Below are 14,800 nucleotides of genomic sequence, written 5' to 3'. Positions count from 1 at the left end.
TTCTCCAAAACGACTGTGCGTATGGGACTGCAACGGAGCGCTCTCCCTTTATTCATGAATACATCTCTATGATCTTCATGTACAATCGCCGTTTTCCCGTTATGCGAGACACACTATAACGTGTGTCGTATACAGGGATATTTTTAATTCGGTTACCAATTTGCATCTAATTTTCGCCGTTACTTATACTTACGGCTCAACGCGTTGTCTGTAACGGCAAGTTTGAAGGCCATCCTTTACGGCCCGTCAATGTCTACCTCTAAACCGTTTAATCGCATCCTCGGTCACCGGCTCGAAGAGGTTAAGAAGGTTGCCATCGGGATCGCGGAACAGCATAGAACGGTTCCCCCACGGCATCATGGTCGGTTCCTTTACCCAATGATCGATAAATGGCTTCAAGCGCACATATTCGGCTTCGACATCGTCGACCCGGAACTCGATAATGACCGTGCGATTATTGGCGCCCACTACGGAATCGGCACCGAATAGCTGCGTCGTCTGGGAGTGGCCGATGGCAAGGGTGCATGATGGCAAGGCGAGTTCGGCAAATACGGGCGCGGGTCGCTCCGCCGAAACCCCCATGACTTTCTCATAGAACTCAACAAGACGATCCACGTCGTCCGTAATGATGCGTACAGAAGCGAAATTCACAAGTTATCATCCTTCCTAATCATAGGTTTGGCTGTGTCCCACAGCCGTTGTAAAACATACTTTTTACTTATCTATCTCCTTTACATTTACATGTCCAATATAAAAAAACGCTACTGACAACGTTATGTCAGTAGCGTTTTAGAATTCTTTGGGCATCCTCACGAATATGATTTCGGAATGCTTCGGGTTCCTACACTGTTACGCCCGCTCCCAGCCAAGCACCCATTGCAGCAATTCATCCAGCTGATTCCGCTGCGACTACCTCTGCAGGTCCTAGACTACTTTTTTTCTTCTTGTAAGGTGGCAGCCCCACCTATTAAACAGGGAATCTCAATATCATCAATGTCAATCATCTTATCTTTCTCTGCATCATAGTACTCCCCGAATAAAAATAGTGACTCACTTTTCCTATTCAATAAATAGGGGATAATTGTTTCACAAAATTCTGTAACGCTTTTAAACATACTCTCTGGTGCAATCCCCGTTTCATCGATAACCAACAATTCTTTGTGTTCAATAAGAGCAGGGTTGCGATTTAAATGGTAAAGTTGAAAAGAAGTACCCTTGCGATACGCTTTATAAATTGGAACTTCTATGTTTTCGATGAAATCTCCTTCCGTATAATTCAAGATAAACTTTACAGTCATCCCCAGTCTCCTTTCAACATGAGTTCAGCATAAATATATATGTTTCTCTATCGGTAATCCATATTTATTGGAGAGAAACTAACGGTCGTTTTCAATTTCTCCATTGCTTTTTTGATAAAAGAAATTAAACTCATCGGGCAATTCTGCACCCGTGCGTCAAGGATATTGAATTGTTCTTTGACGCTTCAATTAGCGAGATTTTCTTTGCGCCCTACTTGTGATACGGTTCCCCCCGATTAATCTTCACCGCCCGGTAAATCTGCTCCACCAGCACCAGACGCATCAGCTGGTGCGGAAGAGTCATCCGACCGAAGCTGAGCTTCGTCTGGGCGCGCTTCAGGACGTCCTCGGAGAGGCCGTTAGAGCCGCCGATGACAAAAGCCACGTTGCTGGTCCCGTACGTGCCCAGCTTGTCCATATGGGCCGCCAGGTCCTCGCTGGACCACAGCTGGCCGCCGATCGCCAAGGCAATGACATGGGTGTCCGGCTTGATGTGGCCGAGAATGCCGGCGCCCTCCTTCTCCTGCACTTGACGCATCTCGGCTTCGCTCATGTTCTCGGGCGCCTTCTCATCCGGCACCTCGTGCACGGACAGGCGCACATAAGGCGCAAGACGCTTGCTGTACTCCGCAATGCCCTGCACCAGGTACTTCTCCTTCAACTTGCCTACGCATACAATCTGTATATTCATGGCGCTGTTTCGCTCCTTAAACTCGACTTTATGACGTTCATTCTAACATTGTACCGCTTCCAATTAAAGGACATACCATACGCATCCTACCTCCTAAGAGAGCTCTCACCCTCTTTCGATTCCACTAAACTCAAGCCGTATATTAAAAAAGAGCCCTCTCCAACGGGAGCGACTCTTCTTCTCTTCCTATCTATTTTAAAATGACCGGCAGCTCTTTCAGCGCAAACATCATCGTGCTGTCCATCCGTGCCAGCCCTACGGAGCGGTCCCGGCGGTATTCGGGGTAACGGTCCAGCAAAGTCTGGAGGGCGATTCGGGACTCCATGCGGGCTAACTGAGAGCCCATGCAGTAGTGGATGCCGCTGCCCAGACCCAAGTGAGGGTTCGGATTCCGGTGAATGTTGAATACGTCCGGCTGATCAAACACATCCTCGTCATGGTTGGCCGAGGCCATCCAGATATAAACGAACTGTCCCTGCTTCAGCTCCTGCCCCCGCAGCACCGTGTCCTGCTTCACGCTACGGAACATCAGCTGAACGGGCGAGAAGTAGCGGAAGACTTCCTCAATGGCCCCAGGAAGCAGCTGTGAATCTCCAAGCACCGCTGCACGGACCTCCGGCAGGCTGTCGAAGGCGAGCACGGCCGATGAGATCAGGTTGGTCGTCGTTTCATTGCCGGCTACGAGAAGGAGAATGCAGAACCCGATAATCTCCAGTTCGGTCAGGTGTTCATTGTCGATACGGGCCTCGACCAGCTTCGTGATCAAATCGTCCTGCGGATGCCGGCGACGGTCTTCTGCGATCTCGGAGAAGTATTCGCTCATCTCGCGCTGGCATTGGAAATAGGCATCGGCATTGTCGCCCACCAGAGCATCCGACCAGACCTTGAACCGTTCCCGATACTCCATCGATACGCCGAGCATTTCCGCGATCACCGTGATCGGTAACGGACTTGCGAGATCGGCCACGATATCCATCTTCCCCTTCTTCTCGGCTTCGTCCAATAGGGATGTCGTGATCTCCTGGATCTTGGGGGCGAGCGATTCGATCATGCGAGGCGTAAAAGCATGGGATACCAGCTTGCGCAGCTGGCGGTGCTTCGGCGGATCCTGCCGCAGCACACTGGATTCAATAGGGTCATCGGAGGATGAGGAGCCCTGGGAAGAGAACACTTCGTAATTCGTGAAGACCGCTTTGACATCCTCGTATTTAAATACGTTCCAGGCTCCGCCACCATCAATCGCCGCCACCGGAGATTCCGTCCGCATCTGGCGGAACCATTCCAGCGGGAGTAAACCGTTCTTATTCCATTCCATGCTTAACACCTTCGCTTTCCTCATCAAATTTGAACTGACTGGTCAGTTATAGGCATGTAAAAAAAGAAGGCCTTGCTTATTCAAGCGATATAAACAGGCCTTGGGTAATCATCGTGAATGCAAACCGCTCCAGATCCTCGCGCGAATACCGATCTTGATGATTCAAGTAGTAATTGCAAGTGCTCTCCAGCGTACCGACGATGCTGGCAGCGGCCAGGTTGGGATCCACGGCACGGCACAGGTTCTCCTCACACTGTCCTTCCTCAATCATGCTTGCCAGAAAGCTTAAATAATTCCTCTTAAGCTCCTTTAACTCATCCAGGACATCCTGCTCGATACCGTTCGAAATCTCATTGAATACGATATGCGAGAAATGTCGGGATTCAAGAAACAAATCCAAATGATGGCGAATCGTCCGCTCAATCTTCTCCTTCATCGGCAGCGAGGAATTCAGATCCGCTTCCGTCCGCTGCATGATATCCTCAAAGCCCTGCTTCACCACCGTCTTGAAGAGCTGGGATTTGCCCGGGAAGTTGTAGTACAGCGTCCCCTTGGCAACCTGGGCGCGAGCGGCAATCTCGTCCATGCTTGCGCGGTGGTATCCATTCTCGGAGAATACTTCAATGGCTGCTTGGATAATTTTTTCTTTGCTCACAATAGGGTCGGCCCTTTCACGGCTAAATTTAGTTCACTGTTCTTATTCTGACTGGTCAGTTCAAAAATAAGATACCATGCTGGCAAAAATTAGTCAACGGATACGCCTTTCCTCCATATGAATGTTGGATTCCATCTCGATCTATTTCGATTCTTAGGTTTATTTCCGTGGTATCCTATACATATGGACAAATACGGTGTATATTTCAACAGGGCTGGTAAAGAATCAGCATATAGGAACAAGAATATACCGTAACGGAGTGATGGTTTGAGTAAATCCAAGGGCAAGGGCGGAACAGGCAGAGGCACGGGCAAGAAAGGCTGGAGCCGATGGGATGCAAGCGCAAGAAGAGCCAAGAGTAAACCCAAACCTTATACCAGTAAAGGGACCAAGCAGGCGGACAATACAGCGGACGCCGATAATCATAAAGGTACCCCATAATGAACATATGGTTTTAAGAACCCCTGATACAACCTAATGAAGGAGATGAACGGATTGGACAATCAAGAAGTTTTGACGGACATGCCGTCGAATTATGAGGAATTGAAAAGCTCCGCCAACCGAAACGCCAATTGGAGAGAACGCTTAAGCGCCGTTGAAGAGCTGGGAAAATGGAAAAATCAAAAATCCATCGATATTTTGCTGCATAGACTGAATACGGATGCGGTTCACCAAGTGCGGGAGGCTGCCTATCATAAACTCCTGGCCTTTGGCGAGGACGTGCAGATGCCCGAAAGACGCAAAGGCGAGCTGATGAAAGACGTTTCGAAGGTACTCCTGCGCATCAAAAAAAGCCTTCCCCGTGACCACACGTATGAAGACTTCAAAGAAAAGCTGAAGAAGATGAGAATCGACATCTACGATACGTACGAGGGTGACAAAGGCGCCGACTTCGACAGCTGGCTGGAGCAAACCTGGTCTTCCTTGTTAAGAAGATAACGGTGCGCTCAGCCTTCCGGATGCCCACCATGTATATGAGAATTCCGGTTATGTTATACTGAACACAAATATTAATTTATAGGAGTGGTACTCTGAGAAAGCAAAAGCCCATGTCGTTTGATGATCTGCTGAAGGAATTGCAAGGCCAAAAATCGGTACAGGAGGATCCGGATAACATCTCTCTGGAAAAGCTGTTCAATGAATCGTTTATGCGTAAGCATTCATCCCACAACAGCTTTGGGGATTTTGTCGTAAAAGGCAACTTCCAAGTGGAAACGCACGAAGATATCGATAACATTCCGGACGAATTGTTTGACCGTCATGTCTCCAGAGAAACCGATTTCCCGGATTGGAAATCGATGCTGGAGCAGGCCAAAGCCGATCATGCGGCTGCCATGAAGTAATATCGCTGCTATGACGCAGCTATGATCAGGGGCCGAAGGCCCCTTTTTCTATTCCATCCTTTTAACGTGGTATGCATTTCGACATCGACTTGCTTACTTCGACTCGGACTTGGATTCCGAATCCGGTTCCGTCTCGGCCTTCTCTCTGAATTTCTTATAGAGCTTTGTAATATTCGCCGTATTGATCTCGATGTTGTGCTCGTAAGCGTATTTCACTGCATATCCCAGCGCCAAGGTCGTAGCACCCGCTACCGTCGCTCCGGCGACCGATCCCGCGCCAGGGAACACCTTCACGATCTGCCGGAAAATGCTCTTCCCGATATTCCCGAATATCGTGGCAATGACGAGCTCCTTCGCCGTCTCCTTGCTGATCGGCTTATTGTACAGCACCGCAAGCCGGGTAAGCAGACTCACTTGAATGCCGGTAATCGGAATGATATCCGACCCCGGGATGGGGGATGCGCCTACCGCTCCCGCCGAGATCGAGGCACCGATGATCCACCCGTTGGCAGTCGCCGACTTTTCCTTGATGCTTTTGGCAAAGAGGATGTCTTTAGACTTTTTTTTAAGCATCTCCAAAATGCTGCTCCGCAGCCGATCGATGTTCTGGCCCGTCCGTGAGGACACCGGCACAACCTCATAGCGCCCTCCGGTCTCCTTCCGGATACGCGCCACCAGGCGATCGATTTCATCCGCGGCGTCGATTTTGTTCAGCACGATAAGGATGTTCGAGTTAACGCCTTGAATTTTCTGAAACGACTTCTTCTCCGCCTCCGAGAAGACGGTGCCTGCAGCGTTCAGAAAGAACAGCACGATATCCGCCTGTTTATAGTAATTCAAGGTCACCTCCGAATTGGCGGTGTTCACATCATTCAATCCGGGTGTATCGATAAAGGATATATGGTCCTTGTACTTGTGCGGATGAATTTCCGTCGTTTCCCCAGGCTCTGCCCCGACGCCGGCCACCTCTTCGCCCACGATCCGGTTCATGGTGGAAGACTTGCCCGTATTCACGTCGCCAATCAGCGCAATGAGGATTTCCTGCTTCAACTGGCGGTTGATTTCATCCATTTCCTTCTCGTAGGCCTCATCGGCTGCCCTCTTGATCTCTTCCTCCCAAGCTTTTCCGTAGTCATCCATTTCTGATCGTCTCCATTCACGATAGGTTTTCGCGCCTCCGTGCAATCTATACATTCATCATACACTACGCAGGACTGTCCACCGAAGCTGCGTTTCTTCGATTCCCTTCATGATTCTCTTAAACAAAAAAAGCGTGAATTCATCACGCTTTCCCATTCGCATTATTTATTGAATTAAAAAATTCACGTTACACAATTAAAAATTCAGCATGCTTCTCGCACTCCGCGCACTTCACCGGTGGGTCCCAGTCCGAAAACTCGGTCTCCTTCAGATCAACAATATCCGGGGCATCCTCATATTCATCCACGAAATTTTCGATCGCTAGTTCCACATGTTCCTTGCATACGACGTACATTCTATGCATCCTTTCTATCTTTCGCCTCATGTTGTGTTTACCTTCAAACCAGTATAGCCACTCTTCTGTTCTACCACACTCTACGAGAAAAAGAAATGTTTTTAACCCAATTGCCCATCCCCGCTGTATTTCAACCCACAAAAGCTTCCGATCCATCCATGGATTTCACATCCAAGGCCTTCCGCACAACTTGATACAGGTGTGAGCAGCAAAAAAAGAGCGTGAAACACGCTCTTCTTTCGCGGCCGTTTCAACGGCTCGTATCTAACCTTTTTCAATCTCTCTATATATGGATACTATTCCATGCTAACGATAATATATACCCGCTATTTGTTTCAATAAACACCGAACAAACACATCTTTGCGGGAATTTGCACACTTGCTGTGCAAAATCGTCCGCCAAGACAGCCTGCGTTATTCTCCAGGCTTCTCTTCCAGCTTGACCTTCAGCGACTGCAGCTTGCCGTCACGATAGAAGGTCACGTTTAGGTCTCCGCCCACCTTCGTGTTGTAGTACAGGTGCTTGCGGAGCTCGAGCGTCGTTGTAATCGGTTTGCCATCCAGCTTCACGATCACGTCGTTCAGCTGCAGACCGGCATCCAGCGCAGGGCCAAGCGCATCCAGCACGACCACGCCTTCGGTTACCGTCTTCGGCAGCTTGAGATCCTCCTTCTCCTTCTTGCTCAGCGGAGCATACGGATTGCTCAAGTCGACGGTGTATACGCCGAGATAAGGGCGGGCAATATGCCCCTTCAGCATCAGCTCGGTTACGACCTCCGTAATTTCGTTGACCGGAATCGCGAACCCGAGTCCTTCGACGCCGGTGTCGGCAATCTTCATCGTGTTGATGCCGATGACTTTACCGTTCAGGTCCACCAAAGCGCCTCCGCTGTTGCCCTCGTTAATGGCTGCGTCGGTCTGGATGACCTCCTGCTCCCAGTCGTAAATGCCGTCCTGGTTCAGGGATACCGGAATGATGCGGTTGGTATAGCTGACAATCCCGGAGGTCAGCGTATCGCCCAAACCCAGCGGGTTGCCGATGGCGATGACCGTTTCGCCGAGACGAAGCTTGGAGGAGTCTCCAAATTCGGCAACCTCGCCGATGCCTTTGCTGTCAATCGACAGAACGGCAATATCGCTGACGTTGTCCGTGCCGACCAAGGTCGCTTTTTTCTTCTCGCCACCTACCAGCACAACCTCCAGGGAATCGGCGCCTTCCACCACATGGTTATTCGTAATCACGAAGGCTTTGCCCTCGAGTTTCTTGAAGATGACGCCAGATCCAAGGGCATCCTCTTGCGAGCCGCCGAAATCTTCGCCGAAATCAAAATCATCGCCGAAGTCGAACCCTTCCGGAAGCTCGAAGTCGCCCTCATCCTCAGGCAGCGTGCCGGATTCCTCTTCCAGACCTTCACCCTCGATCCCTTCCTCTTCAGGTAGCGGAGTCTCTTTGTGCGTCAATACGCTGACAACCGCAGGACGCACCTTCTGGGCAGCGCTAATAATCCGTTCATAAGGATCCCCATCCGACGTGGACAGCTGATGACTGCCATTGATCATGGTAATCGGTGACGACGTCGCAGGATGACCTGTAATGAAGCTGAACAGCATCACCGCAATCAAGGCGCTGCACACGGAACTGATCGCGGAAATCTGGAATGTGGATAAACCCTTCCTGCGGCGGGTGGACCGCCACTTCGTTCGCTCAGATCGGTCCTCGCTGGTATTTTTGCTCCGTCTGGAAATTTTAGTTGAATAGAAATCATCGTCAAACAATCCCATTGCGATCCCTCTCTCCCCTTGGTTGCTACGCGTCAAGATACTTTACCAGCTTCAGACCTACCGCCATTACCGACTGACCTACTAAAATCATCTTGTCGTCATAACAACCGCCTTGCACCGCATGTATCTATCTTTCTATGAATCGGCAGCGTGCCACCTGTTAAATATCTCTCTATTGTATGACTCTTCTGCGGCTCAAAAAGTTGCATTTTTGAGCTCTGTCTTTGAACTTTTAGTGAAATATCGCTCCTTATCCAATATTTGAACCCACAGCCAGAAATCTAGTTCCAGAAAAGGTATGTATTGACACCCGACCGTTCAAAAAAGACCCTGTATCCTTCTATTACCACAAACAGGGCGTTTTAAGCGCGAAACATCCGTTTTTTTCTAAAAAAGATGGGAATACCTGGGTTGGCTTCATTTGGCGTATACAAGCACCCCGTCCTCTAGTTCGTTGCAGGTGCTTAACCACAGCCCTCAGACCTTCCGGTGCTCCTATTGTACCACACGAACACAGGTTCACGTCAGCTTTCTTGGTAAAAACAAATGCTAAATTGATGGCAATTTTAAGAGTCTGTGTAAAGAGAGATTTTACATTCGATTCATAGCGATTGTCCGGGTGAACACAATACCCTTGTATACGAGCCAGACAGCCAAAAGGTTCCATTTTTCGAGGATATTCCATGACCCCTTCTTCCGGCATACCCGCAATCCTGGCAGCGGCAGCCCTTGATTCGTGCATTCCCCCTTTAAAGACTATACCGAACAAATGTGTTAAGAAAATGGCAACACGGTTGGTCTTCCAGGCCAAATATGTTCATTTCGGAGTACCGCGCTACATCTCTCCGGCGACCCACACATCATTCCTATTTGGATTCACCGTCACTTATTCTTTCCTAAGCTCTCCGCTGCAAAAATACTTCCCCGTCCCCTCTGCAGTATGCCTGCAGACAAGGGGCTTCTACCCTGTTTGACCTATCAAAAAAGCACATTGCCTGCGCAAGCCATAGGATTTCGACCTGCTTCTCTGCTTTCTGGCACTGGTTAGGTTATCCATTCATCTGCAGGTTGCCCGCAGGGAATGTTATGAAGGGGAAACCATATGCAAGGAGGGTTAAGGATGGCAAGAAGATCACGGCGGCACCGGAGTCCCGAAATGCAGCAGTTCATGACGAACGTGATGCGAAACGAAGGCTATCAAGTCGACCCGCAGCGGCAGCAGGACCTCAAATATGAGGTGGCCAAATCACTCGGCGTACCGCTGAAACCCGGCGACAACAGAGACCTGACCACCGAACAGGCGGGTAAAGTCGGCGGTGCCATCGGCGGTTCCATGGTTCGGGAAATGGTTCGTATGGCGCAAGAAAACCTCAGCAAGCGTTAGAGACGAGCCGTTTCTCAGCATGTGATGCGTCCGTCCGCAACAGCAAAACAGCCCCACGTCATCATGGGGCTGTTTTGCTCATGCCTATTTTAAGATATCCATGTTATGAATGCTGAATTCGTCCAAGGCAAGCTGTCTCACTAAACTATTCCCCGACTTTATCCCAAGGGGTCGGACGGTCATAATACGTATCGCACAATTTAAACTCGCTGTCCTTGAAGAAGCAGCCGCGGTCTTCCATCGTGTCGCGTACGGTCATTCTTGCCAGGTCCATCATGTTATGATCCAGGCTGAGATGGGCCAGATACGTCCGTTTGGTATCGCCCGTCAGCAATTCGCTTAACGCATCGCCTGCCGAATTATTCGACAAATGCCCCATATCGCCGAGAATCCGGCGCTTGGTATTCCACGGATACCGTCCCATCCGGAGCATCTCGATATCGTGATTGGCTTCCAGCACCAGCACATCCGATCCATCCAGCGCTTTCTTCACCTTGTCGCTGACATAACCGAGGTCCGTGGCAACGCCCAGCTTCTCGTCGCCGTCATAGAAGCAGTAACCGACCGGTGCCGCAGCGTCATGGGATATTTCAAACGGCTCCACCCGCAGCGTGCCAAAATCCTTGACCTCATGACTCTCCAGCACAATCCGGTTCTCTTCCGCAATCTTGCCCAGCGACTTGCTCATCGCTTCCCACGTCTTCTCATTCGCATAGATCGGCAGATTGTATTTGCGCGCCACCGCGCCAAGCCCCCGGATATGATCCGAATGCTCATGCGTGACCAGGATTCCGTCGATTTCTTCTCCCATCATTTCGCGTTCCTTCAACAGCTCATCGATGCGCCTTGCACTTAGGCCCGCATCGATCAGCAGTGTCGTATCCTCATTGCGGACAATGGTCGCATTGCCCGTTGAGCCGCTCGACAGCACGGAAAATGAAATCCCCATAGTCTTGTTACTCCTTTGTCGTATCGCTTTTTGGCGTCAGCACATCCCCGCTGATGCCCTGCACATAGATCATCTCGCCATGATCCAGCGTAAACCGCCAGGTCGGTGCTGCCAACTGATCCTCTGTATTAAACAACTGCCCATAATAACCAAGCTGAATATCGCGTACCGCCGAATCAGGCGGGATGAAATTACGTTCGATAAGGGTTTCCAAGGCCTTCGATGCAGGCAGAACCTTCTGTTCCTCCATATCGCTGCTTGGCAGAATCTCAAACACAGGTTCGCGAAACGCATGAATCTTCTGGGCTTCATGGATAAACTCCAACTCCACGTTAAACAGCGGCCATTCCTTCTGCACCAACGGCCGGAATATGAAGACATTCTCCTTGTCCGACGGCTCGTCATGGCGATAGTTCCCGAGATCCGCAATCTTGCCTTCCAGCGCATTGCGCAATTCCTTCTCATCGGCATAAATCAGCTTCGTGTCCACCGGCTGCTCCAGCCCTACCGGCTCGCCCTGGGCTTCCGCGCTGTAGATATAATTAATTTTGGGCAGCTGCGGCGTTTCCGTCGGGATCGGACTCAGCAATTGAATCCCATTCTCCTCCATCACCTGCTGGGTGCTCTCGGAAAGCGAGGTGAAATCCAGATTGGAGCCGACCTGCTCGCGGTAATCCATCCAGAGCTGATAGCCCAGTACTAGATTCAGCAGCAAAAACGCGTAAATCAGAACATTTTTGGCACGGCCCCAATCCATGAATATCCCTCCTTGTGATTCAATGTACCCCGTATGATTACTCGAGTATGACAACCGAGCCGTTCTGGAGCTTTAAAGCCCATACCGGCTTCAGCAGCAGCCCTTCTCCCGTCAGCACCGGTAAATAGGCGGGATCCAGACCTGTAACCACACTCTCCTCGTAAGGCTTCAGCTTCGCTTCCAAGGCCTCGCCTCCCATAAGCTTTACCATCTGTTTCTTCAAAGAGGCCGGCTCGAGATATAACAGCGAGCGCTCATAGGAGGTTACCGTTCCCTGCTGCAAGTCCAATTCCATGACGCCATATTGGAAGCCTGGCGTATTCAGGATCGGAAATCCGCCGTAGTATTGCTGGAATTTCACCAGCGTCCGATCCTCGGATTCACCCGCTTTAGCCAGCCTGTATGTGCCGTTCCAGCCCCCGTGCTGATTCACGAAATCGATGGCGGACAGCACATCCTTGCCGGGACTGCTCTCTCCGGATGGCGGCGCAGCCGGATCGGTATAGCTGATCCATTTCTGTCCCTGGTCTACCTGGAGGCTCCGCTTACTGTCCGTATAAATCTCGGAGCCGTCTTTTTCCCGAATGTTGCGGGTGATGCTTGGGTCAAAAAACAGGCTGCGCTGCATTTGATCAACCGTATATTCCCCGATCGGCAGCTCAATGCTGACCATATTCAGCTCCTTCTCCGGGGTATAATACCGGCCTTCCACCATCTTATACGGCGTCCAGCTCAGCCCGAAGTCCACCAGCTGATCCACGTCCTGTACGGTCAAATCCGCCTGGGCGGCTTCATAGACGACATCGCCCTCCGTACTGAAAAACATGACATGGATCTTCGCTTCGCCTTCCACGCTGTACAGCCACATTTTGTTGATACTTTCCCCTTCAAACAGGGTATCCGGGACGATTTGCATCACTCTCTGGAGCAGCGTTACCGGAATGCCTGAATCAAAGCTCAGCTCAATGCCTCGATTCTCGGAACGAACCTTGGCCCAATCGATGTTGCTGACCATCCGCCGCTGGAAATTATCAAAGGTCCGGCCTTTAAGCCGGTTATACACGAGATTATAGAACGTATCGTTCGGATAGAACACCGTATGCTTGTCTTCGCCCAGATGAATGACCATTTTGTCGGGAAAGAGTAGATTCTCGGGCTTCTCTTCCGGCCCCATCTCCTCGGTTCGGATATAGGCGTCCTTCGATTGCACAACCGAGTCGCTGCCCGGAAAACGGAAAATCAACACATAACTCTGTACCAAGCTGCCAACGACCAACAGGACCAGCAGCACGGTTTTCAATCGTTCCTTCACGCTAACACCCTCCCCTCATCGTCCAGGGGCAAGGTAAAGGTCACCGTGGTGCCCTTCTCCAATTCGGATTGAAGCGTAATGAAACCTCCATGTGCCCTGACAATTTCCCGGGCAATGGACAGACCGAGGCCCGTTCCGCCTAAATTGCGCGTCCGTGCTTTATCCACCCGATAGAAGCGCTCAAAGATCCGGTCCAGATCCTTCTTCGGAATACCGATCCCGGTATCCTTAACGGATAAGGATAACATGCCTTCCTCCGTTATGCTTGCATCCATGGTGATGGTGCCTCCGTCCGGCGTATATTTAAGGGCGTTGGATATCAGGTTATCGAGAACCTGGTCAATGCCGTCCCGGTCCAGCATCGCCGTGGATACGCCCGGCTTCACTTCGATAATGGTGCGAATATGCTTTTGCTTCATTTGGAAAGAGAATCGGTCCTCTACGTCCTCCAGCATTTCCACGATGTCCGTCCGCTCCTTATGCAGAGCGGCCTCCTTGGAATCCAGCCGGGACAAATGCAGCAGGTCCGTCACCAGCCGGATCATCCGGCCGGTCTCATTCTGGATGACGCCGACGAATCTCGGCCCCATCTGTTTATCCTCCAGCGCGCCATCCTCCAGCGCCTCGGTATAACTCTTGATGGTGGTCAGCGGCGTGCGCAGCTCATGGGATACATTCGCCACGAACTCCCGCCGGGATGCCTCCAGCTTCTCCTGCTCGGTGACGTCCTGCAGCACGGCAATCGTACCCGTGATGCCAATCTCCCGCCGGTGAATCGGCGTGAAGGTCACGCGCATCATGAACGGCTCGCCGCCCTCGCGCGGCGTAATCTCAAGCAGCTTCGAATCATGGCCTTCGCCGCGCGCCAAGGCTTCGGATTCGGATTCTTCCAGGCCCAGCAGGGACACGATATCGTGTCCTGCCAGTTCTTCCCCCTCCACGCCCAGCATTTCGCCGGCGCGCCGGTTCATCAGGATGACACGCCCTGCCTCATCGGTTGCGATCACGCCGTCGCTCATATTGGTCAGGATCGAAGCAAGCTTCTCCTTCTCTTCTTCGTTCTGCGAGAGAGCTTCGCGCAGACGGCTGGTCATATAGTTGAACGCCTGGCTGAGCTGGCCGATCTCATCGCTGCCGAATACCGGCGTTTTCTCGGTAAACCGGCCGTCCGCGACGGCCCGCGCGTGCTTGGTCAGCTCCTTGATCGGATGAGTAATCGTATGCGACAGGATGACGCCGAGCACCGCGGTCAAGCCGAGGGCCAAAAGAATGCCCGATATAAAAATATTGTTGATCCGCTGCATCGTGCTGTACAGCTCGCTCATGCTGGCTACGATATATATCGCGCCGACGATTTTCTCGTTGTACATGACGGGCTTGGCCACCACTTTTTTGCGGATATTATCATCGTCGATGATGTACTCTTCATTATCCTGTATTCCCTGCAAGGCCCGACTGACAACCGTCTGCGTGTTCTTGGTGCTCACATAATCGGCATGGGAGGGCAGCGAGGTGGTCAGCACCCGCCCGGTGGAATCCAGCACCTGGATCTCGGCGCCGTTCAGGTTGAACAGATTGTTCACCATGACGCGCAGGCTCTCGATCGGATCCTCCTCGGTATCGTTCTCGCCGCCAAGGGTTTTGGCCGCCAAAACCGACATCAGTTCGGCGCGTTCCTGCAAGTCCTTCGTGAAGTTGCTGGTCAGCGAGTTCTTCATCGCACTCACAAAATACACCCCGATCAGCTGCATCGCGATCAGAATGAGAAGGACATAAATGATGATGACCTTCGCCTGGATGGTGCGGAAGAAGGACAGCC

Annotated in this window: 16 protein-coding genes; 4 read left to right on the top strand and 12 right to left on the bottom strand. The window is 51.3% G+C overall.

Annotated features, from left to right (window positions below):
- Positions 1-246: 246 nt before the first annotated feature.
- The 5 genes from JNUCC32_RS25415 to JNUCC32_RS25395 form a co-directional block, all read right to left on the bottom strand.
- Complete coding sequence (locus tag JNUCC32_RS25415; RefSeq protein WP_192570170.1) at positions 247-651, bottom strand: VOC family protein; 405 nt, start codon at positions 649-651, stop codon at positions 247-249.
- Between the two features lie 278 nt (positions 652-929).
- On the bottom strand, positions 930-1,298 hold the full coding sequence (locus JNUCC32_RS25410) for a hypothetical protein (RefSeq protein WP_192570169.1): 369 nt from the start codon (positions 1,296-1,298) through the stop codon (positions 930-932).
- Positions 1,299-1,509: 211 nt separating this feature from the next.
- On the bottom strand, positions 1,510-1,989 hold the full coding sequence (gene rlmH / locus JNUCC32_RS25405; protein ID WP_036659547.1) for a 23S rRNA (pseudouridine(1915)-N(3))-methyltransferase RlmH: 480 nt from the start codon (positions 1,987-1,989) through the stop codon (positions 1,510-1,512).
- A gap of 190 nt (positions 1,990-2,179) precedes the next feature.
- Complete coding sequence (locus tag JNUCC32_RS25400) at positions 2,180-3,304, bottom strand: cytochrome P450 (RefSeq protein ID WP_228468821.1); 1,125 nt, start codon at positions 3,302-3,304, stop codon at positions 2,180-2,182.
- Positions 3,305-3,380: 76 nt separating this feature from the next.
- The gene (locus JNUCC32_RS25395) at positions 3,381-3,959 is read right to left on the bottom strand and encodes a TetR/AcrR family transcriptional regulator (protein WP_015738090.1); all 579 of its coding nucleotides are present in this window, start codon (positions 3,957-3,959) and stop codon (positions 3,381-3,383) included.
- Positions 3,960-4,226: 267 nt separating this feature from the next.
- Here JNUCC32_RS25395 and JNUCC32_RS25390 point away from each other — a divergent pair, with 267 nt between their 5' ends.
- The 3 genes from JNUCC32_RS25390 (at position 4,227) to JNUCC32_RS25380 (ending at position 5,302) form a co-directional block, all read left to right on the top strand.
- A complete protein-coding gene (locus JNUCC32_RS25390) occupies positions 4,227-4,400 on the top strand; it encodes a DUF3934 family protein (protein WP_015738091.1) in 174 nt (57 codons plus the stop codon).
- Positions 4,401-4,454: 54 nt separating this feature from the next.
- A complete protein-coding gene (locus JNUCC32_RS25385) occupies positions 4,455-4,898 on the top strand; it encodes a HEAT repeat domain-containing protein (RefSeq protein WP_430623445.1) in 444 nt (147 codons plus the stop codon).
- 110 nt (positions 4,899-5,008) lie between these two features.
- Positions 5,009-5,302: a hypothetical protein gene (locus tag JNUCC32_RS25380; RefSeq protein ID WP_090909598.1), complete on the top strand. Its 294-nt coding sequence runs from the start codon at positions 5,009-5,011 to the stop codon at positions 5,300-5,302.
- A 93-nt stretch (positions 5,303-5,395) separates the two neighbouring features.
- Here JNUCC32_RS25380 and JNUCC32_RS25375 read toward each other — a convergent pair whose 3' ends face one another.
- From JNUCC32_RS25375 to JNUCC32_RS25365, 3 genes are all read right to left on the bottom strand, one after another.
- A complete protein-coding gene (locus JNUCC32_RS25375; protein ID WP_096777248.1) occupies positions 5,396-6,442 on the bottom strand; it encodes a GTPase in 1,047 nt (348 codons plus the stop codon).
- A 187-nt stretch (positions 6,443-6,629) separates the two neighbouring features.
- On the bottom strand, positions 6,630-6,797 hold the full coding sequence (locus JNUCC32_RS25370) for a CxxH/CxxC protein (RefSeq protein WP_007129186.1): 168 nt from the start codon (positions 6,795-6,797) through the stop codon (positions 6,630-6,632).
- A 414-nt stretch (positions 6,798-7,211) separates the two neighbouring features.
- Positions 7,212-8,579 carry a S1C family serine protease gene (locus JNUCC32_RS25365; RefSeq protein WP_015738095.1) on the bottom strand — a complete coding sequence of 456 codons (1,368 nt, stop codon included), beginning with the start codon at positions 8,577-8,579 and terminating at the stop codon, positions 7,212-7,214.
- 1,120 nt (positions 8,580-9,699) lie between these two features.
- Between JNUCC32_RS25365 and JNUCC32_RS25360 the strand changes: the two genes are divergently transcribed.
- On the top strand, positions 9,700-9,963 hold the full coding sequence (locus JNUCC32_RS25360) for an alpha/beta-type small acid-soluble spore protein (RefSeq protein ID WP_192570166.1): 264 nt from the start codon (positions 9,700-9,702) through the stop codon (positions 9,961-9,963).
- A 145-nt stretch (positions 9,964-10,108) separates the two neighbouring features.
- Here the strand turns inward: JNUCC32_RS25360 and JNUCC32_RS25355 are convergent, their stop codons facing one another.
- Genes JNUCC32_RS25355 through walK form a run of 4 tightly spaced genes read right to left on the bottom strand, consistent with a single transcriptional unit; the run spans position 10,109 to position 14,732 of the window.
- Complete coding sequence (locus JNUCC32_RS25355) at positions 10,109-10,912, bottom strand: MBL fold metallo-hydrolase (protein ID WP_009591509.1); 804 nt, start codon at positions 10,910-10,912, stop codon at positions 10,109-10,111.
- Between the two features lie 7 nt (positions 10,913-10,919).
- Positions 10,920-11,669: a two-component system regulatory protein YycI gene (gene yycI / locus JNUCC32_RS25350; RefSeq protein ID WP_009591504.1), complete on the bottom strand. Its 750-nt coding sequence runs from the start codon at positions 11,667-11,669 to the stop codon at positions 10,920-10,922.
- 37 nt (positions 11,670-11,706) lie between these two features.
- On the bottom strand, positions 11,707-12,981 hold the full coding sequence (locus tag JNUCC32_RS25345; RefSeq protein WP_192570165.1) for a YycH family regulatory protein: 1,275 nt from the start codon (positions 12,979-12,981) through the stop codon (positions 11,707-11,709).
- Positions 12,978-14,732 (bottom strand): cell wall metabolism sensor histidine kinase WalK, encoded by a 1,755-nt coding sequence (gene walK, locus JNUCC32_RS25340; RefSeq protein WP_430623473.1) that lies wholly within the window; start codon positions 14,730-14,732, stop codon positions 12,978-12,980. Before walK ends, JNUCC32_RS25345 begins: the two co-directional genes overlap by 4 nt.
- Positions 14,733-14,800: the final 68 nt, after the last annotated feature.

Source organism: Paenibacillus sp. JNUCC32 (genome assembly GCF_014863545.1).
Lineage (GTDB): Bacteria > Bacillota > Bacilli > Paenibacillales > Paenibacillaceae > Paenibacillus_AQ > Paenibacillus_AQ lautus_A.
This window is presented reverse-complemented; position numbering and strand designations above follow the sequence as displayed.

Excerpts from the sequence above, each read along its gene's own strand:
- JNUCC32_RS25410 (WP_192570169.1), bottom strand. The coding sequence starts at position 1,298 with ATGACTGTAAAGTTTATCTTGAATTATACGGAAGGAGATTTCATCGAA.
- rlmH (WP_036659547.1), bottom strand. The coding sequence starts at position 1,989 with ATGAATATACAGATTGTATGCGTAGGCAAGTTGAAGGAGAAGTACCTG.
- JNUCC32_RS25400 (WP_228468821.1), bottom strand. The coding sequence starts at position 3,304 with ATGGAATGGAATAAGAACGGTTTACTCCCGCTGGAATGGTTCCGCCAG.
- JNUCC32_RS25380 (WP_090909598.1), top strand. The coding sequence starts at position 5,009 with ATGTCGTTTGATGATCTGCTGAAGGAATTGCAAGGCCAAAAATCGGTA.
- JNUCC32_RS25375 (WP_096777248.1), bottom strand. The coding sequence starts at position 6,442 with ATGGATGACTACGGAAAAGCTTGGGAGGAAGAGATCAAGAGGGCAGCC.
- JNUCC32_RS25370 (WP_007129186.1), bottom strand. The coding sequence starts at position 6,797 with ATGTACGTCGTATGCAAGGAACATGTGGAACTAGCGATCGAAAATTTC.
- JNUCC32_RS25365 (WP_015738095.1), bottom strand. The coding sequence starts at position 8,579 with ATGGGATTGTTTGACGATGATTTCTATTCAACTAAAATTTCCAGACGG.
- JNUCC32_RS25360 (WP_192570166.1), top strand. The coding sequence starts at position 9,700 with ATGGCAAGAAGATCACGGCGGCACCGGAGTCCCGAAATGCAGCAGTTC.
- JNUCC32_RS25355 (WP_009591509.1), bottom strand. The coding sequence starts at position 10,912 with ATGGGGATTTCATTTTCCGTGCTGTCGAGCGGCTCAACGGGCAATGCG.
- yycI (WP_009591504.1), bottom strand. The coding sequence starts at position 11,669 with ATGGATTGGGGCCGTGCCAAAAATGTTCTGATTTACGCGTTTTTGCTG.
- walK (WP_430623473.1), bottom strand. The coding sequence starts at position 14,732 with ATGCAGCTGATCGGGGTGTATTTTGTGAGTGCGATGAAGAACTCGCTG.